Here is a 24092-nt window from a genome sequence, read left to right as displayed (position 1 = left end):
AGCGCGCCGGGGGACCGTTGAAAAGCTGACTGAATTTCAGTCAATTCACCGGCGTGCGCGGGCGCACCACCTATTAGTTCATTGCCCGGCGCTTCTCGTGCGCAGGGCCGTACCGTGGTGGGCGGAGCCGCAGATCCTGGCGGCAGGGAAGGAGCCTTCCAGCCATGGACCGTGGTGTTCCGCCGGGGCCGCCGCAACAGCCGCTCGCGACGGCAGGCCGGATTCCGCTCGCCGTGGTCGTCGTGGACCGCGACGGCCTCGTGTCGCACTGGTCGACCGGCGCACGGCGGCTTTTCGGCCATTCGAAGGACGAGGCGGTGGGCCGGTCCGCCAGCGATCTGATGCCGGTGGCCGGCGCGCTCGCCGACGAGGAGCCCGGCCTCGCGCACGGCGGGTACGGCGGTGAGAGCCGCGCCACGTTCGAGGGTCACGACGAGCTGGGTCCCGACCTGCACACCCGCGGCTCGTACCCGACGGCGGGCCGCGCGACGCTCTCCGAGGCCGGGCGCGAGCGCCTAGACGTGCTGTGGTGGGCCTATCCGCTGGTCGGTCCAGGACCCGGCCGCCATCTCGTACTCGCCGCCGACGCCGCCCAGTTCGGCGCCGACGGGGCCTCCGCCGCTTCCGCCGACGCCGCCGCGGGCGAAGAGGCGCGGCAGGCCGACGTCCAGCGGATAGCGCCGGGCTTCGCCCTGCACACGGACTTCCCGGACGCGGAGTCCCTGGCCAGGCGCCTGCCCGACATCCTGCCGAACATGAGCCCGGCCGAGTCCACCCGCATCGTCGCGCAGGTGCTCGAACTGGGCTATCCCGTGCTGGAGTTCAGCCACCACGACCGCGTTCCCGTCACCCCCGACTGGGGTGTGCCGCGCCGGGTGGCGGCCCGGCGGAGCCGGCTGACCGTCGTGGACGAGGACGGCGGGACCCGGCGCGGCGGCGCGCCCCGGCCCGAACTCGACCTGGAATACGCCGCGGTGCGCGAGAGCCTGGAGTTCCTGAACGAGGTGAGCCGCCGGATCGGCTCCTCCCTCGACCTGGAGCGCACCATCCGCGAGGTCACCAGCGCCGCCGTCCCGCGCTTCACCGACTTCGCCGGTACGCACCTGCGCGCCGCCGTCCTCGCCGGGGAGGGGTTCCCGGACGGGCCGCCCGACGTCACCACCGTCTGGCACCGGGTCTGGGTCGAGCACAACGACGAACCGGGCCGCTGGGACGACACCGTGCCGATCGGCGAGGCCATCTCCTTCCCGGAGCACACCCCGTTCTTCCAGTGCATGGTCACCGGCGAGCCCGTCCTCATCCCGACGCTCAGCGAGGAGGACGGCGACCGTATCTCGGGCGAGTTCGAGAAGCGCGACCTGCGGCCGCTCATCAACAACCGCTCCATGCTGCTGGTCCCGCTCAAGGCCCGCGACGTCGTGCTCGGCTTCATGGTCCTGATGCGGCGCCCCGAGCGGGAGCCGTTCGACGACATGGACCGTACGACCGGCGCCGAACTGGCCGCCCGGGCGGGCCTCGTCCTCGACAACGCCCGCATGTACACGTACCAGGAGAACGTGGCGGAGACCCTCCAGGACAGCATGCTGCCGACGGTCGCCGCGCGGATGGCCGGCTGTGACACCGCCACCCGCTACCTGCCCGGCACCCGGCTCGGCCGGGTGGGCGGCGACTGGTTCGACGCGGTGAAACTGCCCGGGTCCCGTACGGCGCTGGTCGTCGGCGACGTGATGGGCCACGGGCTGCGCTCCGCGGCGATGATGGGCCAACTGCGCACCGCCGTCCAGACGATGGCGACCATGGAGATGCCGCCCGCCCAACTGCTGCGCAATCTGGACGACTTGGCCCAGCGGCTCGGCGAGAGCTATCTCGCGACCTGCCTGTACGCGGTGTACGACCCGATCCGCTCCGAGCTCCAGATCGCCAACGCCGGGCACATCCCGCCCGTCCTGGTCCGGGCCGCCGACGGCCGGGCCGAGGTGCTCGACCTGCCGACCGGCGCGCCCATCGGGGTCGGCGGCGTGGCCTTCGAGACGGCGGTCGTCCGCGTGGCGCCCGGCGACCGGCTGGTGCTGTGCACCGACGGTCTGGTGGAGGTGCGCGGCGCGGACATCGGCGAGGGCCTGGCCGCGCTCTGCGAGTCCGCCGCCCATCCCGCCGCGTCGATGAACGACGCCTGTGACACGATCATCCGCGCGCTGAACCCCCGGGGCGGCCGCAAGGACGACGTGGCGCTCCTGATGGCCCGCCTGAACGGCATCCCGGACGGTGACGTCGCCGAGTGGCAACTGGCCCTCGATCCGCGCGAGGTGGCACGTGCCAGGCGGCTGGTGCACGGCCGGCTGCTCGACTGGGGCCTGCCGGACGCCGTGGAGACGGCCGAGCTGATGGTCAGTGAGCTGGTCACCAACGCCGTCCATCACGCGCGTTCGCACCACGTCGGGCTGCGGCTGGTCCGCACCGACGCGCTGCTGTGCGAGGTCCAGGACGACGAGCCGGCCCCGGCGACCCTGCTGAGCGCGAGCCGGGAGGACGAGTTCGGCCGGGGCCTGCGGGTGGTGAGCAGTCTCGCCCGCGAGTGGGGGACGAGCAGCACCCCGCACGGCAAGACGGTGTGGTTCGAGCAGGCTCTGGGCCGGACGGGGCGCGCGCGCCGGGCAGGCCGGTGAAAGACCGTCCCGACCCCTTGCCCGGCGAGCGTTCCCAGCGGTAGTCCTGACCTGCACAACTCTGCTTCGGACAGCTGGACTTGGGGAGACGCACATGGATGTGTCGCAGCGCTACCGGGACGCGTGGGAAGGGTACTGGCGGGAGACCTCCGACGCGCCGGGGGAGGCCATCTGGGACTCGGACGCCTCCCTCAGCTCCGTACCGCACAGCGCTCTGCTGCTGCCGTACGCGGACGCGTCGCTGCCGGTGGTCGACCTCGGCTGCGGCAGCGGCACCCAGACCCGCTATCTGGCGACGCTCTTCGCCCGCGCGGTCGGCGTGGACCTGTCGGCGGCGGCGGTGGAGCACGCGCGCCGCGCGGACACGGAGAAGGCCGCCACGTACGAACAGCTGAACCTGGTCGACGCGGACGCGGTCGAGGCCCTGGCGGCGCGGCTCGGCGACACCAACGTCTACATGCGCGCCGTCATCCACCAGAGCGAGCCGCAGGACCGCGCGGCGGTCGCCGGGGCGGTCGCGCGGCTCGTCGGGGCCCGGGGCCGGGCGTTCGTCGTCGAGCTGACCTCCGCCTCGAAGGCGGTGTTCCAGCGGGCGGTGGAGGCGGGTACGCCCGCGAAGCTCCAGCGGGTCTTCGACCACGGCCTGCGGCCGGCCGGGGCGGCCGACGAGGAGGTCCCCGATCTGCTGCGGGCTGCGGGCCTGAAGATCCTGGACAGCGGCGACACGGTGCTCCCGCAGACGGAGCACCTGCCGGACGGCACCAGGATCGACCTGCCGGCGCGCTGGTTCGTGCTCGCCCGGGAGTGAGGCGGGGCGGGGAGTGAGCCCGGGCGGGCGGTGAGCCGGGGCCGGCAGTGCGCGGTACGGCCCCGGGAGCGCGCGGTACGGGCCGGTGGTGACCGGGAGTGACCGCGAGTGACCGGGACCCCCCGGGGCGGGTGCGACCGGCCGGGCTTCACCCCGGTCCGCCCCGGGGTGAGCCGGCCCGCTCCGGAGTGAGCCGGTGGCCGCCGGACCCCACCGGGACCGACCCGTCGCCCAGGCCCCGCCCCGGGGGCGCGAAGGGGGGCGGGGACAGGGCGTGGCCGGGGTCGGGAGGGCGTACGAGAGGCGTTCCCGGGCCGGGAGCGTGCTTCGGCCGCCGGGTCGGTGTGAGTTGCCGCCCGGCGTGTCGTGGCACACGATGGCCATCCGGTGGTCCGCCCGCGGCGGGTGATTTCTGGGAGCCCACATGGCCTTGTACTTCGGGAACAGTTCGGACTCTTTGGTCATCGACGCGCTGGCCGGCTTCGCCCGCGCCCACGGCGATCTGGTGGCGCACGACGTCGAGCACGGTTTCATACGGGCCCTGCACACGTCCCCCGCCAGACGGGTGGGCCTGGTGTCGGGCGGCGGCTCGGGGCACGAGCCCCTGCACACGGGATTTGTCGGGCTGGGCATGCTGGACGCGGCCTGTCCGGGCCGGATCTTTGCCTCCCCGCACAACCGGCAGGTCTTCATGGCGTCCCGGGCCGTGGCCCGTGAGGACGGCGTACTCCATCTGGTGAAGAACTACACCGGGGACCGCATCAACTTCGGCATCGCGGCCGAGCGCCTCGTCCACGAGGGCATCGCCTGCACCCGCGTGCTGATCGACGACGACCTCGCCTCGGAGTCCGAGGCGATCGCGGCGGGCCGGCGCGGCACGGGCGCGACCGTGCTGGTCGAGAAGGTGCTCGGGGCCGCCGCCGACACCGGGCTGGGACTGCGGGACCTGGCGGACCTCGGGACGGACCTGGTGTCCCGCTGCCGGAGCCTCGCCGTCGCCTCCGAGGCGCACACCGCGCCCACCACGGGGCTGCCGGCCTTCGAGCTGCCGATCGACCGAATGGAGTACGGCGTCGGGATACACGGCGAGCGGGCGGACCACACCGTCCCCCGGCAGCCGGTCCGGGAGCTCGTCGGGAACATGGCGGGCGCGCTGGAGCGGTCCCTGGGGCTCGGCAAGGGCGCGTCCGTGATCCTCCTGGTCAACGGTCTCGGCTCGCTCACCCGATTGGAGCTGTACGCGGTGCTCGCCGACGCGGCCCGGGTCCTCGACGCACGCGGGATCACCACCGAGCGCGTGCTGGTGGGCGACTTCGTCACCGCGCTGGACATGAGGGGCTTCTCCCTGTCCGTGATGGTGGCGGACGCCGAGACGGTCAAGCTCTTCGACGCCCCGGCCCGTACCGCTGCCTGGCCCCGCTGAGCCGACCGCTCTCCGTCGACCTGGGCGGCAGCGCCGCCGACCCGAAGAGAGGCAGGACGCCATGCACGTGGACGGAACGTTCACCGACGGCTGGATGCGGCGCTTCGCGGCGTCCGTCTCCGCCACCGAGGCCGAACTGACCGCGCTCGACCAGGCCGCCGGGGACGGCGACTTCGGCACCAACCTCATGGCGGGACTGGACGTCACACTCCGCTTCCTCGGCGACCCGCCCACCGGTCCCGGGGATCCGGCGGCCCCGCTGCGCGCCGCCGCCACGGCTTTCCTCGACGAGGTGGGAGGGACGAGCGGACCGCTGTTCGGGCTGCTCTTCCACGAAATGGCCGTGGCCGCCACGGAGGCGGGGCGCGAGCTGACCGTGAGCGCGCTGGCCGCCGGCGCGGGCGCGGGCCTGTCGGCGATCCGGCGGGTCGGGGAGGCCGCTCCGGGGGACAAGACGCTGGTCGACGCGCTGGTGCCGGCCTGCGACGCCCTGCGCTCGTGCGACCGGAAGGGGGACCCGCGGGAGGCCCTGTCGCGTGCGGCCGCCGCCTCCTGGGAGGGCGTACGGGACACGGCCGGGCTGCGGGCCCGCCGGGGCAGGGCCAGCTACGTGGGGGAACATGCCTCAGGGGTGCCCGACCCGGGCGCGGTGGGCATCGCGCTGCTCTTCTCGTCGTCCGGCGAGAGCGTCACGACTCTGGCGCCGTACCTGGAGGAACCCACTCCGGCGGCCCGGTAGGCGCACCGGCCAACACCGCGGCCTCGTAAGGCTCTTGTACGGGCGTGGCGTTCCGGGGCGGGGACGTCCGGCGGGGGCCGGGGCTCTGGCAGGCCAGGGTGCGCGGGGCCGGCTCCCGGCGGTCCCGCACCTGACCCGCGTCGAAAATACCGCGTGACCTCCTAGCTGGCCGGTACGCCTCCCTGCGCCTGGCTGGGGATGCGGTCGCAGGCCCAGAGCCGTACCTCCGGGTTGTCCAGGGCGCGGACCCACAGGTCCACCAGGGCCACCGTCTCCGGGCTCGGCCAGGAGCCCGCCCCGAGGACGCGCATGCCGGCCCCCACCGCGGCCTGGACGCCGCAGTGCGAGTCCTCGACGGCCAGGGTGTCGGCCGGGTCGACGCCGCACAGCTTGGCGGCCGTGAGGTAGACGTCCGGGTGCGGCTTGGGCCTGATGGTGTCGTCGGGGACCACGATGTGGTCGAAGCAGTCGAGCAGTCCCGCCGTGTCGAGGCAGGACTCGACGACCTCGGCCGGGCAGTTGCTGGCGACGGCCAGCGGCGCGAACCGCCGTACGTCGTGGACCAGTTCCCGGGCGCCGGGCATGGTCATCGGCTGCTCGGCGACGAGCGACCGGAACTCCGTGAGCAGCTGGGACGTCATGTCCCCGGCCAGGTCGGGGCGTCCCGACTCCACGGCCATGAGGGTGCCGCACTCGGTGTAGTGCAGGCCCTTGGCGCGTTCGGCGAATCCGGGGGCGGGAGCGAATCCGTACCCGTCGAGGACGAGGTCGCGGGCGTCCTGCCAATGCCGTTCGGTGTCCATCAGCGTGCCGTCGCAGTCGAAAACAATGGCCGCGGGGGTCCAGGAAAGGATGCGAGAAGCCGTCATTTCGATTTCTTGTCCGTTCGCGTAGGGGAGTGGCGCCCGAGAGGGCGGCTTTGAGTGGCGGGCGCGCGGAGTGTGTTCATCCGGCGCCCGCCGAAAACATAACGATCGCTACGCTAAGGACGGCGACTCGACGTAGTCAAGGAGGCACGGATCGTGACGAGGGTGTTCACCGGTAGTGCAGGGTGCCGAATGCTTTCTGTTCGCCCCCTTGCAGGACGCGGAAGACGCAGGTCGAGTGGTGTGGCACGCAGAGAATGCGCGCGGGCGGATCGAATTCGGTGAACCGCGCGGCTTTCAGCCGTCCGGCGGTAGGGCGAAGCAACGTTCCGCCACTCTGCCGGGCGGCCGCCTGCCGTGCCGCCTCCAGCAGGACCATGCCGGGCACGTGGTCCGACGCGTGGTCGAAGAAGAACGGGTGGCGGGGGTCGGCGGGCTCGACGAGCAGGATGTCGTCCTGGCCCGGCCCCCCGGTCCGCCGGGGCCCCGCGCCATGGGTGACCAGGACGTCGTGCGGGGTGTGCACCCCGACCGTCGCGGCGTCGGGACGTGGTCGGTCCGAGGGTGGCGTTCCGGCGGCGACGGTCCCGGCCCGGCCCGCGCGCACCGTGCCGTACCGCTCCTCGTCCAGGAAGAGCGCACCCCCGCCGGCCAGGGCGAACGCCCGCCCGCCGGCCAGGAACGCCACCTCCAGGCGCAGCGCCGTCACGGCGCCGCCCGGCCCGCGCCGTACCTCGCTCACGGTGGCCAGGCAGGTGATCTCGGTGGCGCCGAAGGCCGCCCGGGGCTCGGCCGCCGGGTCGATGCGGAAGAAGAGGTCGGTGATCAGCAGCCGGGCGTCCGGCGCGACGCCGTAGTGGCGCAGGGGCAGGTAGATGCCCAGCTGCCGCAGGGTCTCCACGACCATCAGGGGGCTGTGGAGATCCGTACCGCCGCGCGGGAAGGTGGGATGGGAGCGGGGCCAGCACGCGGCGGCCTCGAAGCGGCCGTCCCCCGCCTGCCGTACGTCGGTCAGGAGCACCTCCGCGACCGAGGCCCGGTGGACCGTCTCACGGGCGACGGTGCGCGACCAGCTCAGCGGTCCGGAGTCACCGCCGAGTTCATCGAACAAATCCATCATGAAATAAAACAATCCCAATTTCTCGGGATCTGCACGCCAGCGTTGTCGCGGCATTGGCGGAAAGCACTACATTGCGTGATGTCAGCAGCGGAATCGGGACTCGGAGTGCACGTGCAGGCTAGGGCGAAAAACACGCGTAGGTTTCTTCTGGAAGCGGCAGCACGCCTGTTCGATGAGCGGGGATACGCCGGGACCAGTATCAGCGACATCAGCGCGGAGTCCGGCCGTACCAGCGGAGCCATCTACTTCCATTACGTCAGCAAGGAAAAACTCGCCCTCGCGATCGTCGAGGCGCATTTCGCGACCTGGCCCGAGCTGGTCGGGGAATACCTCACCGCCGAGCGCCCCGCGCTCGACCGGCTCGTCGGACTGAGCTTCGACGTGGCGAAGGCGTTCCGCGACGACGTCGTCGTCCGGGCCGGCGCCCGCCTCTGGGCCGAGCGCACCGCGATCGACGCCCCGCTGCCCGCCCCGTTCGTCGGCTGGCTCGCCACGGTCACCACGCTCCTCGAACAGGCCCGCGCCGGCGGGGAACTCAACCCGGACCTCGACCCCCGCGTGGCCGCGCACGGGGTCGTGTACGCGTTCTTCGGCCTCCACACCGTCTCGGACGCCCTGGACGGCCGGGAGTACATCGAGGACCGGCTCCGCGACCTGTGGCTGCTGCTGCTGGCCGGGCTCCAGGCGCGCCCCGACGCGGCCGGACTGCTGGAGCGGGTGCGCCCGTGCGTACCCGCGGCCACCTGCGATAGGACTGGCGCATGGTAAAGATCCTCATCAGCGCCGACATGGAGGGCGCGACCGGCGTGACCTGGCCGGCCGACGTCCTGCCCGGCACGCCGCAGTGGGAGCGCTGCCGTGCCCTGTTCACCTCCGACGTGAACGCCGCCGTGCTCGGGTTCCTCGACGGCGGCGCCGACGACGTCCTCATCAACGAGGCGCACTGGACCATGCGCAATCTCCTCCTGGAGCGGCTGGACGAGCGCGCCCAGCTGCTGACGGGGCGTCACAAGTCGCTCTCCATGGTGGAAGGCGCGCAGCACGGCGACGTCGACGGCATCGCCTTCGTCGGCTACCACACCGGCGCCGGTACGGACGGGGTCCTCGCGCACACCTACCTCGCCAACTCGATCACCGGCGTGTGGCTCAACGGCACGCGGGCGAGCGAGGGAGTGCTGAACGCGGCCGTCGTCGCCGAGTACGGCGTCCCGGTGGTCCTGGTCACCGGCGACGACCTGACCTGCGCGGACGCGGACGGCTACGCCCCCGGGGCGCGCAAGGTCGCGGTGAAGGACCACGTCTCGCGGTACGCCGCGGTGTGCCGTACCCCGGCCCGTACCGCCGCCGACATCCGCGCGGCGGCGAAGGAGGCCACCGCGCTCGCCGTACGGTACGAACCGGCGCCCGCCGGTCCCTTCAGCGTCGAGCTGGAGTTCGACGCCGCCCATCTCGCCTCGGCCGCCACCGTGGTTCCGGGGGTCGCCGCCACGGGCGAACGCCGCGTCGTGTACACCAGCGGGACGATGTACGAGGGCATTCGCACCTTCAAGGCGGTCACCACGATCGTCTCGGCCGCGGTGGAGGAGCAGTATGGCTGACATGACGCCCAGCGACACGACGCCCAGCGACCCGATCGACGCACTCGACGCGGCGGCGCTGGACGAGGTGGTCACCTTCACCTCCGACCTGATCCGCATCGACACCACCAACCGGGGGAGCGGCGACTGCCGGGAGCGCCCGGCGGCCGAGTACGTCGCCGAACGGCTCGCCGGCGCCGGGCTCGAACCCACCCTGATCGAGCGGACCCCGGGCCGTACCAACGTGGTCGCCAGGATCGAGGGCACGGACCCCTCCGCCGAGGCGCTCCTCGTCCACGGCCACCTGGACGTGGTGCCCGCCGAAGCCGCCGACTGGACCGTCCACCCGTTCTCCGGGGAGGTCAGGGACGGGGTGGTGTGGGGCCGGGGCGCGATCGACATGAAGAACATGGACGCGATGGTGCTCTCCGTCGTCCGCGCTTGGGCCAGGGCGGGCGTCCGGCCGCGCCGTGACATCGTGATCGCCTACACCGCCGACGAGGAGGCCAGCGCCGTCGACGGCTCGGGCTTCCTCGCCGACCACCACCCGGAGCTGTTCGAGGGGTGTACGGAGGGCATCGGCGAATCTGGCGCCTTCACCTTCCACGCGGGCCCCGGCATGGCGCTCTACCCGATCGCGGCCGGCGAACGCGGCACGGGATGGCTCAAGCTCACCGCGCACGGCAGGGCCGGACACGGCTCCAAGGTCAACCGCGCCAACGCGGTCAGCAGGCTCGCCGCCGCCATCGCCAGGATCGGCGACCACGAGTGGCCGGTCCGCCTCACCCCGACCGTCCGGGCCGCCCTGCGGGAACTGGCCGTCCTGCACGGGGTGGAGACCGATGTCGACGCCCCGGACTTTGACCCGGACGACCTGCTGGGCAAGCTCGGCCCGGCCGCCGCGCTGGTCGAGCCGACGATCCGCAACAGCGCCAACCCGACGGTCCTGGCGGCCGGTTACAAGGTCAACGTGATCCCGGGGCAGGCCACCGCGCTGGTCGACGGGCGGATGGTGCCCGGCGGCGAGGAGGAGTTCGGCGCCACCCTGGACCTGCTCACCGGCCCTGACGTCGAGTGGGAGTTCCACCACCGGGAGACCGCCCTCCAAGCCCCGGTGGACTCACCGGTGTTCGCCACGATGCGGGCGGCCGTCGAGCGGTTCGACCCGGCGGGGCACGTCGTGCCGTACTGCATGTCGGGCGGTACGGACGCCAAGCAGTTCTCCCGCCTCGGCATCACCGGCTACGGCTTCTCGCCCCTCAAGCTGCCGCCCGGCTTCGACTACCAGGCGCTCTTCCACGGCGTAGACGAACGGGTCCCCGTCCCGGCGCTCCACTTCGGCGTCCGCGTCCTGGACCACTTCCTCCGGTCCGCGTAGGGACCGCCGTTTCCGGTCCGCGCAGCCACCACCCCCAGCCCGCTTAGGAGAGTTGTCCATGGTGCCCACCGGGGCGTACGGAACGTGGCCGTCGCCGATCGACGCCACCCTCGCCGCGTCGCACGACGGCCGGCCCGAGTACGTGGGGGCGGTCGGCGACGAGCTGTGGTGGACCGCGCCGCGGCCCGCCGAGGACGGCCGCCGTGCCCTCGTGCGCCGGCACCCCGACGGCCGCGAGGAGTCCGTGCTGCCCCCGCCGTGGAACGTCCGCAGCCGGGTGGTCGAGTACGGCGGGGTGCCCTGGGCCGGCGCCGAGCGCCCCGACGGCGGGCCGCTGATCGTCTTCGTCCACTTCCCCGACCAGCGGTTGTACGCGTACGAGCCGGACGGCGACGCCGGACCCCGCCCCCTCACCCCGGTGTCCGCCACCGGCGGCGGCCTGCGGTGGGCCGACCCCCGGATCGACCGGGAGCGCGGCGAAGTCTGGTGCGTCCTGGAGGAGTTCACCGGCGAACGGCCCACCGACGTACGGCGGGTCATCGCCGCCGTCCCGCTCGACGGCTCCGCCGCCGGGGACCGTACCGCCGTAGGCGAACTGTCCGACGACAGCCACCGCTTCGTCACCGGACCCCGGCTCTCGCCCGACGGCGCCCACGTCGCCTGGATCGCCTGGGACCACCCCCGGATGCCCTGGGACGGCACGGTCGTCCAGCTCGGCGCGGTGGCACCGGCGGGACCCGGGCCCACCGCCCCCTTCACCGGCGTCAGGACCGTCGCCGGAGGCGTCGGCGAGTCGGTGGCCCAGGTCGACTGGTCACCGGACGGCGCGCTGCTCCTCGTCTCGGACATCGGCAACTGGTGGGAGATCCAGCGCCTCGGCCTCGACACGGCGCTCTCCGGCCCCCTCCCGTCGCCCGGCGGCAGCCCCACACCGCTGCCGCCGGCCACCCCGTTGTGCCCCGGCCGCCGCGAGGAGTTCGGCGGACCGCTGTGGAAGATCGGCCTGCGGTGGTTCCACCCGCTGGCGAACGGCATGATCGCCGTCATCCACGGGAAGGGCGCCAACGCGCTGGGGATACTGGACCCGGAGACCGGCGACGTCGTGGACACCGCAGGGCCGTGGACCGAATGGGCCGCCGACCTCACCGTGCGGGGCGACCGGGTGATCGGCGTCGCGGCGGGACCCCGTTCCGGGTACGAGATCGTGGAACTGGACACCGTCACCGGCCGCGCCCGGGTCGTCGGCGAGGCCCACCGGGACCCCGTCGACCCCGCCTACTACCCCGAGCCGCACATCCGTACCTTCACCGGACCCGGCCGGCGCGACGTCCACGCCCACGTCTACCCGCCGTACAGCCCCGACACGGCGGCGCCCGACGGCGAACTGCCCCCCTACGTGGTGTGGGCGCACGGCGGGCCCACGGGCCGCGCCCCGCTCGTCCTCGACCTGGAGATCGCCTACTTCACCTCGCGGGGCATCGGCGTGGTGGAGGTCAACTACGGCGGCTCCACCGGCTACGGCAGGGAGTACCGCGACCGGCTGCGCGAGCAGTGGGGCGTGGTCGACGTCGAGGACTGCGCGGCCGTCGCCCGGGCGCTGGCCGCCGAGGGCACCGCCGACGGAGCGCGGCTGGCGGTACGGGGCGGGTCCGCCGGCGGCTGGACGGCGGCGGCCTCCCTCGCCGCCACCGGCGTCTACGGCTGCGGCACCATCAGCTACCCCATCCTGGACCTGGAGGGCTGGGCCACCGACGGGACCCACGACTTCGAGTCCCAGTACCTGGAATCGCTGATCGGGCCGCTCGCCGAGGTCCCCGACCGCTACCGCGACCGGTCGCCCATCCATCAAGTCGACCGGATCACCTCGCCGTTCCTCCTGCTCCAGGGGCTCGACGACGTCATCTGCCCGCCCGAGCAGTGCGAGAGGTTCCTGGCCAGGACCGCCGGGCGCGGCATCCCGCACGCCTACCTCACCTTCGAGGGCGAAGGCCACGGATTCCGGAAGGCGGCCACGATGATCCGCGCGCTGGAGGCCGAACTGTCCCTGTACGCCCAGACGTTCCGGTTCACCAGGACCGACGTCCCGAAGCTGGAGCTCACCCGGTGACCGTCACCCCCCTGACCCGGCCCGCGCGACTGCGCCCCGGAGCGAAGGTCGCCGTCGTGGCGCCCAGCGGCCCGCTGCCCGCCGAACGGCTCGACGCGGGCCTGGACCTGCTGCGCGGCTGGGACCTCGACCCGGTCGTCGCGCCCCATGTCCTGGACCGGCACGGCGCGTTCGGATATCTCGCGGGCACGGACGCGGACCGGGCCCGCGACTTCCAGGAGGCGTGGTGCGACCCGACCGTGTCCGCGGTGCTCTGCGCGCGCGGCGGTTACGGAGTCCAGCGCATGGTGGACCTGCTCGACTGGACCGCCCTGCGGGCCGCCGGGCCCAAGGTCTTCGTCGGGTACAGCGACATCACCGCGCTGCACGAGGCCTTCGCCGTACGGATGGGCCTGGCCACGCTGCACGGCCCGATGACCGCCGCCGTGACCTTCCTCAAGGACCCCGACACCCAGGAGTCGCTGCGGGCCACGCTCTTCGAGCCCGAGTCGGTGATGACCCTCGGCGGCGGACCGGCGGCCGGCGCACTCGTCCCCGGCCGGGCCCGGGGCGTCACCCTCGGCGGCTGCGCCAGCCTGCTCGCCGCCGACCTCGGCACCCCGTACGCCCGTCCGACCATGGCCGGCGGACTGCTGCTCCTCGAGGACACCGGCGAGGAGCCGTACCGCCTGGACCGCATCCTGACCCAGCTGCTGCGCTCCGGCGCGCTGGACGGGGTGGCCGGGATCGGCCTCGGGTCCTGGGCGGAGTGCGGGCCGTACGACGAGGTGCGGGCGGTGCTGCGGGACCGGCTGGGCGGGCTCGGCGTGCCGGTCGTGGAGGAGATGGGCTTCGGCCACGGCCCCACGAACCTCACGGTGCCGCTGGGGGTGCCGGCGACGCTCGACGCGGGGCGCGGGACGCTGACCCTGGACGTACCGGCGCTGGTGTGAGCGGCGCGGACCCCTGCCCGGCGGTACGCTGAGGGGATGCCCGACAGCCCTGACCTGGCCGAAGGTCCGCGCACCTACCTGAGCCCGTACCGCCAGGAGGACATGGACGAGTTCACCTCGCTCGCCCGCGAGAGCCGGGACCTGCACCACCCCTGGCTCTTCCCGCCCACCCGCGCCGAGGACTACACGCCGTACGCGCGCCGCCTCATCGAGGACCCCACCCGTACCGGATTCCTGGTCCGCGCGCGGGACGACCACCGCGCCGCCGGCTTCATCAACATCAACAACATCGTCCAGGGCGCCTTCCAGAGCGGCGCCCTCGGCTACGGCGCCTTCGCCCACGCGGCCGGGCGCGGCCTGCTCTCGGAAGGGCTGGGCCTGGTGATCCGTTACGCCTTCGGCCCGCTCGGTCTGCACCGCCTGGAGGCCAACATCCAGCCCGCGAACGCCGCCTCGATCGCGCTCGTGCGCCGCGCGGGCTTCCGGCTGGAGGGGCTCTCCCCGGACTTCCTCCTCATCGACGGCGCGTGGCGCGACCACGAACGCTGGGCGATCACGGCGGAGATGGTGGACTGAGCCGCCCGGCGCCCTTCCCGCCCGGTGCCCTTCCCGCGCGCAGCGGGAGCACCGAGCACCACCGGGCTCGTACCCTTGGCAGGCCGGGATCCGCACATCACTCCACACCACCACCGGGAGAGCCCGTGACCGTGAGCAAGAACATCAACAACCCCGTGGGCATGGGCGGCGGCCAGCGCAAGAGGCTGTCCCGCACCGAACGGCAGAACAACGGCCCGCACCGCAACCTCGACCGCCAGGGCGCGGCCGACCAGAAGGCGGAGCTGGTGCGCAAGATGCGCGAGAAGGCGGGCGCGGCCGGGGACGCCGGGCAGGCGGGCGACAACAGCGCACAGGGCTGATGGTCAGCGGGTCTTTCTGTTGATCTTCATCGCGTCCATGTCGGTGGCGGTCGAGCGCAGGTCGCGGTGGCCGCAGCCGAGAGCCTTGAGGGCCGTCTCCGCGCGGTCCTCCGCGAGCGCCACGGCCATCTCCTCGCCGTCCTCGGCGTCGGAGAGGACCACGAAGCGGTACGTGAAGCGCTTGAGGGCGCGGTCGTAGGAGAGCGAGCCCTCCGGGGTGAAGCGCATTTCGGTCAGGCCGTGGGCGTCCACCTCCGCGAGCAGCCGGGCCCGTGCCTCGTCGGTCAGGCCGTCCCACACCCCTCGTACGATCACCCGGTAGGTGTGCTGCGTTCCCATCGTCCCGCCTGCCCTTTCGCGCGTCCGGTCGTGCCGGACCGTCTCGTACCGGATCGCCTCGCGCCGGGACCGTGTCCGTCGCGCGCGAACCCGCTTGAAGACGCACCCTACGACGCGGAGGATGACCCGCATGCGGAATATCGTGGTCATCGACGCCCCCTCCAACCTGGGCCTGCGCCCGCCCGCCCCCGGTACCGTCCCCGGCTGCTACAAGCTCGCCGGCGCCCTGCGCGAGCAGCGGATCGTCCAGCGGCTCGGGGCGTCCGAGGGCGGGGTCGTCGTGCCGCCGCGCTACGACCGGGGCGCGTGGCAGGAGGGCGACGGGGTCTTCAACGCCGCCGCGATCGCCGCGTACACCCCGCGCCTCGCCGACCGGATCGAACACCACGTCCGCGCCGGGGACTTCCCCGTCGTGCTGGGCGGCGACTGCTCGATCCAGCTCGGCGCCTCCCTGGCGCTGCGCAGGCTCGGCCGGTACGGGCTCGCGGCGATCGACGGCTCGGCGGACTTCCGGCACCCGGGCAACTCCGCCTCCGTCGGCGCGGCGGGCGGCGAGGAGCTGGCGCTGAGCACCGGACGCGGCCAGCGGGACCTCACCGACCTGGAAGGGCTGCGTCCCTACCTGCGCGACGAGGACGTACGGCTCTTCGGGATCAGGGACTACGACGACGACCGCGACGAACTGGCCCGCCTCAAGATTCCGACCGTCACGGTCGGCGAGCTGCGCGAATGGGGTACGGCCGACCTCGCCGGGGCCGTACTGCCCACCCTGGAGACCCCGGTGACCGACGGCTTCTGGGTCCACCTGGACGCGGACGTCCTCGACCCGTCCGTGATGCCCGCCGTCGACAGCCCCGATCCCGGCGGCCTGCTCCCCGCTGAACTCGCGGTCCTGCTGCGGACCTTGGTCCGCTCCGCGCACTGCGTGGGCCTCAACGTCACCATCTACGACCCGGACCTGGACCCGGAGGGAACCGCCGGCGCGCTGCTCGCGGATCTGGTCGTCGGGGCGTTCCGGGACGAGGGGACCGTACCCGAGGGGGAGTGAGAGCGAGGGCGCCGCGCGTCCCCCGTACGTGTTGACACCTGGTCAGAGCGCCACCGAGCGTGTTCCATGGTCACCGGGCCCGGCACCGGAAGAGCGCGCGGCCCCCGGACGAAGCGAGGTTGCCGTGGCCACGAGCGTGCGACGTGCCGTACTGACCCTGCCCGCCGCCCCGTTGGGGCCGGAGAACCCCCTGCCCGCCCTGCGCGCCCTGGACGAGACCCACACGGTCGACGACCGCGCGAAACGGGGCATGCCGCGTGACATGGCCCGCCAGGTCGGGTACGCGCCGCTGCGGACCGTCCTCCCCGTCCGGATCCTCGACGGGTACGGACGCGAGCGGACGCCCACGGACCTCGACGCCCTCGTGATCGAGAACGACCGGCTGCGGGTCACCGTCCTGCCCGGCCTCGGCGGCCGTGTCCACTCGATCCGCCACAAGCCCACCGGCCGTGAACTGGTCTACCGCAACCCGGTGTTGCAGCCCGCGTGCTTCGCGCTCAACGGCGCCTGGTTCTCCGGTGGCGTCGAGTGGAACATCGGCGCCACCGGCCACACCACCCTCTCCTGCGCCCCGCTGCACGCGGCGCTCGTCCCGGCCCCCGACGGCGGCGAGATGCTGCGGCTCTGGGAGTGGGAGCGGCTGCGCGACCTGCCGTTCCAGGTGGACCTGTGGCTGCCCGACGGGTCCGACTTCCTCTATGTCGGCGTACGGATCCGCAATCCGCACGAGCGGACCGCGCCGGTCTACTGGTGGTCCAACATCGCCGTCGAGGAGGACGAGCGCACCCGCGTCCTGGCCCCGGCGACGGAGGCGTGGCACTTCGGGTACGAGCGCGACCTGCGCCGGGTCCCCGTGCCCGAGGTCGCGGGCACCGACGTCACCTACCCGCCGCGCGGCACGTTCCCGGCCGACTACTTCTACGAAGTGCCCGCCGGGGAACGGAAATGGATCGCGTCCCTGGACGGCGCCGGGCAGGGCCTCGTCCAGACGTCGACCGACGCGCTGCGCGGCCGCAAGCTCTTCGTGTGGGGCGCGGGCCGGGGCGGCCGGCGCTGGCAGCGGTGGCTGACCGAGCCGGGCACGCCCGGTTACGCGGAGATCCAGGCGGGCCTGGCCCGGACCCAGCTGGAGCACGTACCGCTCGAAGCGGGCGGGGAGTTCAGCTGGCTGGAGGCGTACGGTCCGCTCGCCGCGGATCCCGACGCGGTGCACGGCGCCGACTGGGGCGCGGCCCGCGCGGAGGTCGCGGACCGGCTGGAGGCGGCCCTCCCGCGCGCGGAGGTCGACGCCGCCTACACGGCGTGGCTGGCCTGCGCGGACGTACGGCCCGGGGAGCCGCTGGCGGTGGGGTCCGGGTGGGGCGCGCTGGAGGTGCTGCGCGCGGGGCACAAACTGCCGGGCACGCCCTTCGAGGAGGCCACGCTGGGCGAGGAGCAGGCGCCCTGGGTGGAGCTGCTGTCCAACGGGGCACTGCCCGCGCCCGACCGGGCCGTACCGCCCGGGCCGACGCTGGTCGCCCCGCACTGGCGGGACATGCTGGAGACCGCGCCCGCCGACCCGCACACCGAGTACCACCTCGGGGTGGCGCAGTGGCACGCGGGCGATCTGGCCCAGGCGGTGCGCAGTTGGGAGCGCGGACTCGAACGGGCGGCCCCGCGGTGGCCGTTGCTGCGGTGCCTGGCCGTCGCGGACCAGATGGGCGACCACCCGGAGCGGGCCGCCGACCTGTACGTGGAGGCGTGCGACGACCTGTGGGGGGAGCGCGGGGCGGGTGCGGACGACGTGGACGGGGAAGCCTGGACGGCGGTGTTCGCGGCGCTGGGCCGGGAGGCGGTGGCGGCGCTGCTGGCGGTGGGCCGTACCGCCGAGGCACGCGCCGTCCACGACCGGCTCCCACCGTCCGTGCGGGAGCGCGGCGCCTTCGTGCTGGCGGAGGCCCGGCTGCTGAGCGCGGAGGGGCGGAAGGCGGAGGCCCGCGCCCTGTTCGACGCGGGGTTCGAGGTCGCGGACCTCCGGGAGGGCGCGGAGACGCTGAACGAGCTGTGGGCGGAGCTGACGGACGACCCGCTGCCGGACGCGTACGAGTACCGGATGCGCCCGTAGGGGCGCGTGCCCCGGTGGATCCTGCCGGGCGGGTGGCTCCTGCCGGGCGACTGTTCAGACCGCCCGGCGGTCCACGTACTCGAAGACCGAGCCGTCCGGGTGGGCGGCGATGAGGTTACGGCCCACGGGGGTCGGCACCGGGCCCACGAGGACCTTGGCGCCGACCCCGTTGAGCCGGATCACCGCCTCGTCGAGATCCTTCACCGCGATCGTCGCCGTCACCTTGCGCAGGACGTCGATCTCCGCCGGTGGGCCACTCATCAGGAGGAAGCAGCCGACGGCCGCGACCGAGACCCCGTCGCGCTCGAAGCGGAGCGCGCGGCTTCCGGTGAGGTGTTCGTAGAACATCACCGAGGTCTCCAGGTCGTCGACGCAGATGCGCAACGTGGTTCCCAGGATTTCCATACGGGTCACCCTAGTTGGAGTCGATCGAGGACAACACGGCAACGGCCGGTCACACGCGGCAGAGAATCTCGCCGTGCGGGACCATGAACCAGCCGTCCTCCTCGGCGCCCCACTGCCGCCAGGCGTCGCCGAACTCCGTGAGGCGTTCGCGCGTCGTGTGGCCGCCGTCCACCGCCCGGTCCGCGTACGCCGACGCGACGGTACGGTCCGCCCACAGCCCGCTCCACCACGTCCGGTCCTCCGGGGTGGCGAAGCACCAGGTCGTGGCGGTCGCGGTGACGTCCGTGAAGCCGGCCGCACGGGCCCACGACACCAGCCGCCGCCCCGCGTCGGGCTCACCGCCGTTGGCCCGGGCGACCGTACGGTAGACGTCCTGCCACTCGTCCAGGACCGGCACCTCGGGGAACCAGGTGAACGCGCCGTAGTCCGCGTCCCGCGCCGCGACGACCCCGCCGGGCCGGCACACCCGGCGCATCTCCCGCAGAGCCGCCACCGGATCGCCGACGTGCTGGAGCACCTGATGGGCGTGGACGACGTCGAAGGAGTCGTCCGGGTAGTCCAGGGAGTGGACATCGGCGACCGCGAAGCGGACGTTGTCCACGCCCCGAGCCCGCGCGCTCTCCTGCGCCGGGTCGAGGACGTCCTGGGAGGCGTCGACCGCCGTCACCGTGCCGGGCGCGACGCGCGCGGCCAGGTCGGCGGTGATGGTCCCGGGCCCGCAGCCCACGTCCAGCAGGTCCTGGCCGGGCCGGAGTTCGGGGAGGAGGTACGCCGCGGAGTTGGCGGCGGTCCGCCAGCGGTGCGAGCGCAGCACCGACTCGTGGTGCCCGTGCGTGTAGACGGCGGTCTCCTTCGGCATGGCCGTGCTTCCTCTCGTGGACGGTGGGGCCACGGTACGCCGACATGTCGAGGAGTGAGACACAGATCTCACGATGTGGATGGGTGGGGTGGGGGGCCGCCCTAGAAGACGGCCTTCGGCCGGTAGACCGTCAGGGCCTCGACCGCCTTGTCGACGGTCAACTCCCTCGGCGCCTCAGCGACTTCGCCGTCGAAGGCGAGCGGGGTCCCCGGCGCGATGTCCGAGATCCGCAGCCGCCGCATCCGCTCGGCCGCGTGCACGGGCGAGCGGCTCAGCGGGCCCGCCAGCGCGGCGGACAGCAGGCGCAGGCTCGGGAAACGGCCGCCGTGCACGATCCGTACGTCCAGCAGGCCGTCGGCGAGATCGTGCCGGCGGCCGGGGGTCGGGCCCATGCGCTGGTACATGCCGTTGCCCGCGAAGAGCAGCCAGAGCGAGCGCTGCCGCCCTTCGAACTCGGCGTGCAGCTGGTGCTCGGCGCGCAGGACCTTGACCGCCGCGAGCACGCCGGCGGGCCAGCCGCCGATCCGGGGGGACCAGTGCTCACGCACCCGTACCAGCTCCGGGTAGACGCCCAGGCTGAACGTGTTGATGAAGTGGCCCACCGAGCCGGGGCCCCCGGGGCCGGGTGTGAAACGCCCCAGGTCCACCCGTACGGCGTCGCCCTCGGCCAGCGCCCGTACGGTGGCGTGCACGTCCTCCACGCCCAGGTCGTACGCGAAGTGGTTGAGGGTGCCGCCGGGGAAGACGGCGAGCGGCAGGCCGTGCCGTACGGCGGCGACCGCGGCCCGGTTGATCGTCCCGTCGCCGCCCACGACGCCCAGGGCGCGGCAGTGGCCCGCCGCCTTCTCCAGCTCGTCCTCGACGTCCTCGGGCTCGCACTCCACGACCTCCGCGAACGGCAGCGCGTCGCGCACGAGGAGGGCGGTCTCGGAGGTGCCGGAGGCGCGGTTCACCACGACGACGAGGTCCTGGCCGCCGGGCAGCGCGGGCGCTTCCGTGTACGGGCGTCCCGGCAGCGGCAGCTGGTTGCGGGTCGGCACGATGCCGCGTATCGCGTAGGCGGCCCCCACGCCGAGCGCGGCGCCCACCAGGACGTCGCTCGGATGGTGCACGCCGGTGTAGACGCGCGAGACGGCGACGGCGGCGGCGACGGGGATCACGACCGCGCCCCACCCCTTGGACTCCAGCGCGACGCCTGTCGCGAAGGCGGCGGCGGAGGCGGCGTGGCCGGACGGGAAGGAGGTGGTGAACGGCTGCCGCTTCAGCTGCCGTATCGCCGGCACGGCGTCGAGCAGGGGCCGCCGCCTGCGTACGGCGCGCTTGCCGACCGTGTTGATGGCGGCGGAGGCGAGGCTCAGCGACGCGATGCCCCGCACGGCGGCCCGCCGGGAGCGTGGTCCGTGCCCCACGGCGGCGATCCCGGCGGCGGCGCCGAACCACAGCAGTCCGTGGTTGGCGGCCCGGCTGAGCCGGGGGAGCACCGGCCCGGCCCCCGGCCAGTGGCGGGCCGCGACGGAGTCGAAGACCTGCTTGTCCCAGGCCTCCAGAAGGGCCGAGATCCGGGCTCTGGTGCCCGGCGTCGCCTGACGGAAGCGCGCTGAGGTGTCTGACATGCAACGCGGGTACCCCGCGGACCGGGCCCCCAAGCAGGCGGTACGACATCCGGGCGGGCGCGGTATCCGAGGGGCAGGTGAGGGCATATCTCCGTATAAAGGACAGGGGCCCCGCGCTCGGAACGGCCCCCACGAGCGCGCGGACGACGATCCGGCCGACCGGGAAGGGATGGCGACATGCGACGAACATCGCGGAACGCCCACCCCACCGACCACGGCCCCGGCGGGTGGGGGAGCGCTGCCGACGGCCCCGGCGGGGCGGGTGGGGACGGCGGGTCGGGGAGCACTGCCGACGTGGCCCACGGCGCGGGGAGCCCGGCGACGGGCGATCCGGCGACGGCCGCGGCGCCCCCAGGTCCGGCTCCTGCCGGTCGTGCGGCCGGGGATCCGGCTCCTGCCGGTCCGGCGTCTGGCCGTCATGCGGCCGTGAGCCAGGCCGCTGGCGGTGTTGCGGGCGCGAGTTCGGCGAGTAGCAATTCGGGTCCCGTGGGGTGCGTGGCCGGGGGTGGTCCGGTTCCTGGCGGCCACGCGACCGCCGGTCCAGCGTCTTGCGGTCAGGCGACCGCGAGCCGGGCCCTTGGAGGTCATGCGGGCGTGAGTTCGGGCCCTGGCGGTCTTGCGGCCGTGAGCCAGGCCCCTGGCGGTGTTGCGGGTGTGAGTTCGGCGAGTGGCGGTTCGGGGCCAGGGGGGCGCGCGGCCGGTCGTCCGGCCGAGGGTGGTTCGGTTCCTGGCGGTGGTGCGGTCCTCGGTCCGGCGCCCGGTGGTGATGTGGCCGCGAGCCAGGGCCCGGGCGGTGATGCGGGCGTGAGTTCGGTGAATGGCGGTCTGGCTCCCGGGGGGCGCGCGGCCGGGGGTGGTTCGGTTCCTGCCGGTCCGGTGGCCGTTGGTCCGGCGTCTGGTGGTCATGCGGGGGTGAGTTCGGTGAGTGGTGGTCCGGGGCCCGGGGCGCGCGCGGTCGGGGGGCCGGCTGAGGGGGGTTCGGTTTCTGGTGGTGGGGCGGGTGGTGGTTCGGGTTTTGGGGGGCGCTTGGTTCGGGGGCGGGGGCCCGTTCGGTTTGGGCCCTCCGCGCCTGAGGTGGGGCTGCCCGTCGTCGCTGAGCTGGGGGACGTCTGTGCGGCGGCCGTTGGGCGGGGCGAGGCCGAGCCGGTCGGCGGGAGCGCCGTTCTGCGTGAGGCCGCCTGTGGTTACTGGGGGCGGCGCGGGCACCGGGTCAGGGCCGAGGACGTCGTCGCCGCGCCCGGCGCGCCCCTGTTGTTGTTCGCCCTGCTCGCCGCCCTGGGCGGGGACGTGCTGATGCCGCGTCCCTGTCCCGCCTGGTGGGTTCCGCAGGTCCGCCTCCTCGGGCGGGCCGCGTACTCCGTACCGACCCCGGCGGAGTGCGGGGGCGTACCGGATCCGTACGCCCTGCTGGAGACCGTGCGGCGGGTACGCGCCGAGGGCGGTGACCCGCGGGTCCTCCTGCTGTCGCCCGCCGACGACCCCACCGGCACCGTCGCGCCGCCCGAGCTGGTCGCCGAGGCGTGCGAGGCGGCGGTCGCCGAGGGCCTGCACCTCGTCAGCGACGAGACCTGGTGCGACACCCCGCACGCACCGCACGGGACGGTCCTGTTCAGTCCCGCCGAGCGCCGGCCCGACGACGTCACCGTCCTGTACGACACCGTCGGCGCCCTCCTGCCCGCCGCCTGGCCGGCGGCCGTCGCGCGCTTCCCCGCGACCCCGGCCGGGGCCGCCCGGCGGACCGACACCCTCGACATCCTCACCGCGCTCGGCGCGTTCGTCGCCGGTCCTGTCGGCGCCGCGGCCGCGTACGCGCTGGACGAGCCCGGGCCCGTCGCGGACCGGGTGCGGGCCGCCGCCGCCCTGCACGGGCGCGTGGCCGCCGCCGCGCACCGGCTGGTGCTCTCCTCCGGCGCGCTCTCCCTCCCGCCCGAGGCGGGCCGGCACCTCTACGCCGACCTCGGCCCGCTGCGGGAACGCCTCGCCACGCTGGGGGTGACCGACTCCCTGGAGCTGGAGGACCACCTGAGCCACCGGCTGGGGACACCCGTCCCCGGCGGCCACCGGTTCGGCGAGGCACCGGACACGCTGCGCGTCCGCCTGTCGACCGGACCGCTGCTCGGAACGACCCCGGAGGAGCGGTGGGAGTCCCTCACGGCACCGGATCCCCTCGCGCTGCCCCACGTGGCGGAGGCACTCGACCGCCTTGGCTCCGCCTTCGAGGAACTGAGCGAGGACGCCCCGCTGACCCAAGACGCCCCGCCGAGCGGAGACGCCCCGCGAAGCCAAGACGCCTCGCCGAGCGGAGACGCCCCGCCATGAGACGACAACCACTCACGACCCTCGCGCCGAATCGGCCGCCGGCGTCAGCCGTACGGCGTCGCTCGCCCAGACGTCCGTCTCTCCCGAGTCGACCGCCCGGGCCGCCCTCGTCGGGTCGGCTGCTCCGGTCAGCCGTACGGAGTCGACTGCTGAGTCCCTCTCCCCAGAGTGGACTGCCCGGGTCGACCCAGCCGAGCCGACGACTTGGGCCAGGCGCCCGGAGCGGCCCGCGGGGGTCAGCGCCGCCGGGGCGACCGTTCAGGTCGATCGCCCGGGTTGGCCCGCTCAGGGCGACTTCGCCGGGTCGGCCGGCTAGGTCAGGCGCCTGGAGTGGCCCGTGTGGGTCAACTCCGCCGAGGCGGCCGTTCAGGTTGGCCGCTCGGATTGGCCCGGCCAGGTCGACTGCTTGGATTGGACCGGCGAGGAGCACTTCGCCGAGCCAGCTGGCTAGGTCAGGCGCCCGGAGTGGCCCGCGTGGGTCAACTCCGCCGAGGCGACCATTCAGGTTGATCGCTCGGATTGGACCGCCCAGGGCGACTTCGCGGAGTCGGCCGTTCAGGTTGATCGCCCGGAGCGGACCGGCCAGGAGGACTTCACCCAGTCGGCCGGCCAGGCCAGGCACCCGGAGTGGCCCGGGTGGGTCAGCCCCGCCGCGCCGGCCGTTCAGGTCGACCGCCCGGGTTGGCCCGCTCAGGGCGACTTCGCCGGGTCGGCCGGCTAGGCCAGGCGCCTGGAGTGGCCCGTGTGGGTCAACTCCGCCGAGGCGGCCGTTCAGGTTGGCCGCTCGGATTGGCCCGGCCAGGAGGACTTCGCCGTGCTGGCTGGCCAGGTCAGGCGCCTGGAGCGGCCCGTGTGGGCCAACTCCGCTGAGG

General features: G+C 73.9%; 20 protein-coding genes. 14 read left to right on the top strand and 6 right to left on the bottom strand.

Features of this window, described 5'->3' with window-relative positions:
- Positions 1-164: 164 nt before the first annotated feature.
- The 4 genes from ACIODU_RS10480 (at position 165) to dhaL (ending at position 5636) form a co-directional block, all read left to right on the top strand.
- Complete coding sequence (locus ACIODU_RS10480; protein WP_401766173.1) at positions 165-2666, top strand: SpoIIE family protein phosphatase; 2502 nt, start codon at positions 165-167, stop codon at positions 2664-2666.
- Between the two features lie 94 nt (positions 2667-2760).
- Entirely contained in the window at positions 2761-3474 is a 714-nt protein-coding gene (locus tag ACIODU_RS10475) for a class I SAM-dependent methyltransferase (RefSeq protein ID WP_401766171.1), read from the top strand.
- A gap of 424 nt (positions 3475-3898) precedes the next feature.
- A complete protein-coding gene (locus ACIODU_RS10470) occupies positions 3899-4897 on the top strand; it encodes a dihydroxyacetone kinase subunit DhaK (RefSeq protein ID WP_356421958.1) in 999 nt (332 codons plus the stop codon).
- A gap of 61 nt (positions 4898-4958) precedes the next feature.
- The gene (gene dhaL / locus ACIODU_RS10465; RefSeq protein ID WP_356421955.1) at positions 4959-5636 is read left to right on the top strand and encodes a dihydroxyacetone kinase subunit DhaL; all 678 of its coding nucleotides are present in this window, start codon (positions 4959-4961) and stop codon (positions 5634-5636) included.
- Between the two features lie 161 nt (positions 5637-5797).
- Here dhaL and ACIODU_RS10460 read toward each other — a convergent pair whose 3' ends face one another.
- Both ACIODU_RS10460 and ACIODU_RS10455 read right to left on the bottom strand, forming a co-directional pair.
- A complete protein-coding gene (locus ACIODU_RS10460) occupies positions 5798-6505 on the bottom strand; it encodes an HAD family phosphatase (protein ID WP_161308776.1) in 708 nt (235 codons plus the stop codon).
- Between the two features lie 166 nt (positions 6506-6671).
- Positions 6672-7622, bottom strand: coding sequence for a ScbA/BarX family gamma-butyrolactone biosynthesis protein (locus ACIODU_RS10455; RefSeq protein WP_401766168.1), 951 nt, complete (start codon positions 7620-7622; stop codon positions 6672-6674).
- Positions 7623-7733: 111 nt separating this feature from the next.
- Between ACIODU_RS10455 and ACIODU_RS10450 the strand changes: the two genes are divergently transcribed.
- The 7 genes from ACIODU_RS10450 to ACIODU_RS10420 all read left to right on the top strand — a co-directional run bounded on the left by ACIODU_RS10450 (position 7734) and on the right by ACIODU_RS10420 (position 14533).
- The gene (locus ACIODU_RS10450; RefSeq protein WP_356422235.1) at positions 7734-8390 is read left to right on the top strand and encodes a ScbR family autoregulator-binding transcription factor; all 657 of its coding nucleotides are present in this window, start codon (positions 7734-7736) and stop codon (positions 8388-8390) included.
- Positions 8384-9220, top strand: a complete 837-nt coding sequence (locus tag ACIODU_RS10445; RefSeq protein WP_401766164.1) for a M55 family metallopeptidase — start codon at positions 8384-8386, stop codon at positions 9218-9220. Before ACIODU_RS10450 ends, ACIODU_RS10445 begins: the two co-directional genes overlap by 7 nt.
- 1 nt (position 9221) lies before the next feature.
- Complete coding sequence (locus ACIODU_RS10440) at positions 9222-10577, top strand: M20/M25/M40 family metallo-hydrolase (RefSeq protein ID WP_401766740.1); 1356 nt, start codon at positions 9222-9224, stop codon at positions 10575-10577.
- A gap of 58 nt (positions 10578-10635) precedes the next feature.
- A complete protein-coding gene (locus ACIODU_RS10435; protein ID WP_401766161.1) occupies positions 10636-12684 on the top strand; it encodes a prolyl oligopeptidase family serine peptidase in 2049 nt (682 codons plus the stop codon).
- Positions 12681-13616: an LD-carboxypeptidase gene (locus ACIODU_RS10430; RefSeq protein WP_401766158.1), complete on the top strand. Its 936-nt coding sequence runs from the start codon at positions 12681-12683 to the stop codon at positions 13614-13616. The genes ACIODU_RS10435 and ACIODU_RS10430 overlap by 4 nt, the downstream gene beginning before the upstream one ends.
- Before the next feature lie 36 nt (positions 13617-13652).
- On the top strand, positions 13653-14192 hold the full coding sequence (locus ACIODU_RS10425; RefSeq protein ID WP_356421941.1) for a GNAT family N-acetyltransferase: 540 nt from the start codon (positions 13653-13655) through the stop codon (positions 14190-14192).
- 125 nt (positions 14193-14317) lie between these two features.
- Positions 14318-14533, top strand: coding sequence for a DUF6243 family protein (locus ACIODU_RS10420; protein WP_401766155.1), 216 nt, complete (start codon positions 14318-14320; stop codon positions 14531-14533).
- Between the two features lie 3 nt (positions 14534-14536).
- Here ACIODU_RS10420 and ACIODU_RS10415 read toward each other — a convergent pair whose 3' ends face one another.
- On the bottom strand, positions 14537-14872 hold the full coding sequence (locus ACIODU_RS10415; protein WP_401766152.1) for a DUF6204 family protein: 336 nt from the start codon (positions 14870-14872) through the stop codon (positions 14537-14539).
- Between the two features lie 130 nt (positions 14873-15002).
- Between ACIODU_RS10415 and ACIODU_RS10410 the strand changes: the two genes are divergently transcribed.
- Entirely contained in the window at positions 15003-15920 is a 918-nt protein-coding gene (locus tag ACIODU_RS10410) for an arginase family protein (protein WP_401766149.1), read from the top strand.
- 124 nt (positions 15921-16044) lie between these two features.
- Positions 16045-18024, top strand: a complete 1980-nt coding sequence (locus ACIODU_RS10405) for a DUF5107 domain-containing protein (RefSeq protein WP_401766146.1) — start codon at positions 16045-16047, stop codon at positions 18022-18024.
- A gap of 54 nt (positions 18025-18078) precedes the next feature.
- Here the strand turns inward: ACIODU_RS10405 and ACIODU_RS10400 are convergent, their stop codons facing one another.
- The 3 genes from ACIODU_RS10400 to ACIODU_RS10390 form a co-directional block, all read right to left on the bottom strand.
- On the bottom strand, positions 18079-18429 hold the full coding sequence (locus tag ACIODU_RS10400) for a VOC family protein (protein ID WP_356421928.1): 351 nt from the start codon (positions 18427-18429) through the stop codon (positions 18079-18081).
- Between the two features lie 49 nt (positions 18430-18478).
- Complete coding sequence (locus tag ACIODU_RS10395; RefSeq protein ID WP_401766143.1) at positions 18479-19288, bottom strand: class I SAM-dependent methyltransferase; 810 nt, start codon at positions 19286-19288, stop codon at positions 18479-18481.
- Positions 19289-19389: 101 nt separating this feature from the next.
- Positions 19390-20901, bottom strand: coding sequence for a bifunctional phosphatase PAP2/diacylglycerol kinase family protein (locus tag ACIODU_RS10390; protein WP_401766140.1), 1512 nt, complete (start codon positions 20899-20901; stop codon positions 19390-19392).
- A gap of 1026 nt (positions 20902-21927) precedes the next feature.
- Here ACIODU_RS10390 and ACIODU_RS10385 point away from each other — a divergent pair.
- The gene (locus ACIODU_RS10385; RefSeq protein WP_401766137.1) at positions 21928-23220 is read left to right on the top strand and encodes an aminotransferase class I/II-fold pyridoxal phosphate-dependent enzyme; all 1293 of its coding nucleotides are present in this window, start codon (positions 21928-21930) and stop codon (positions 23218-23220) included.
- The last annotated feature ends 872 nt before the right edge of the window (positions 23221-24092 follow it).

This window comes from Streptomyces sp. NPDC088261, assembly GCF_044740805.1.
GTDB lineage: Bacteria > Actinomycetota > Actinomycetes > Streptomycetales > Streptomycetaceae > Streptomyces.
This window is presented reverse-complemented; position numbering and strand designations above follow the sequence as displayed.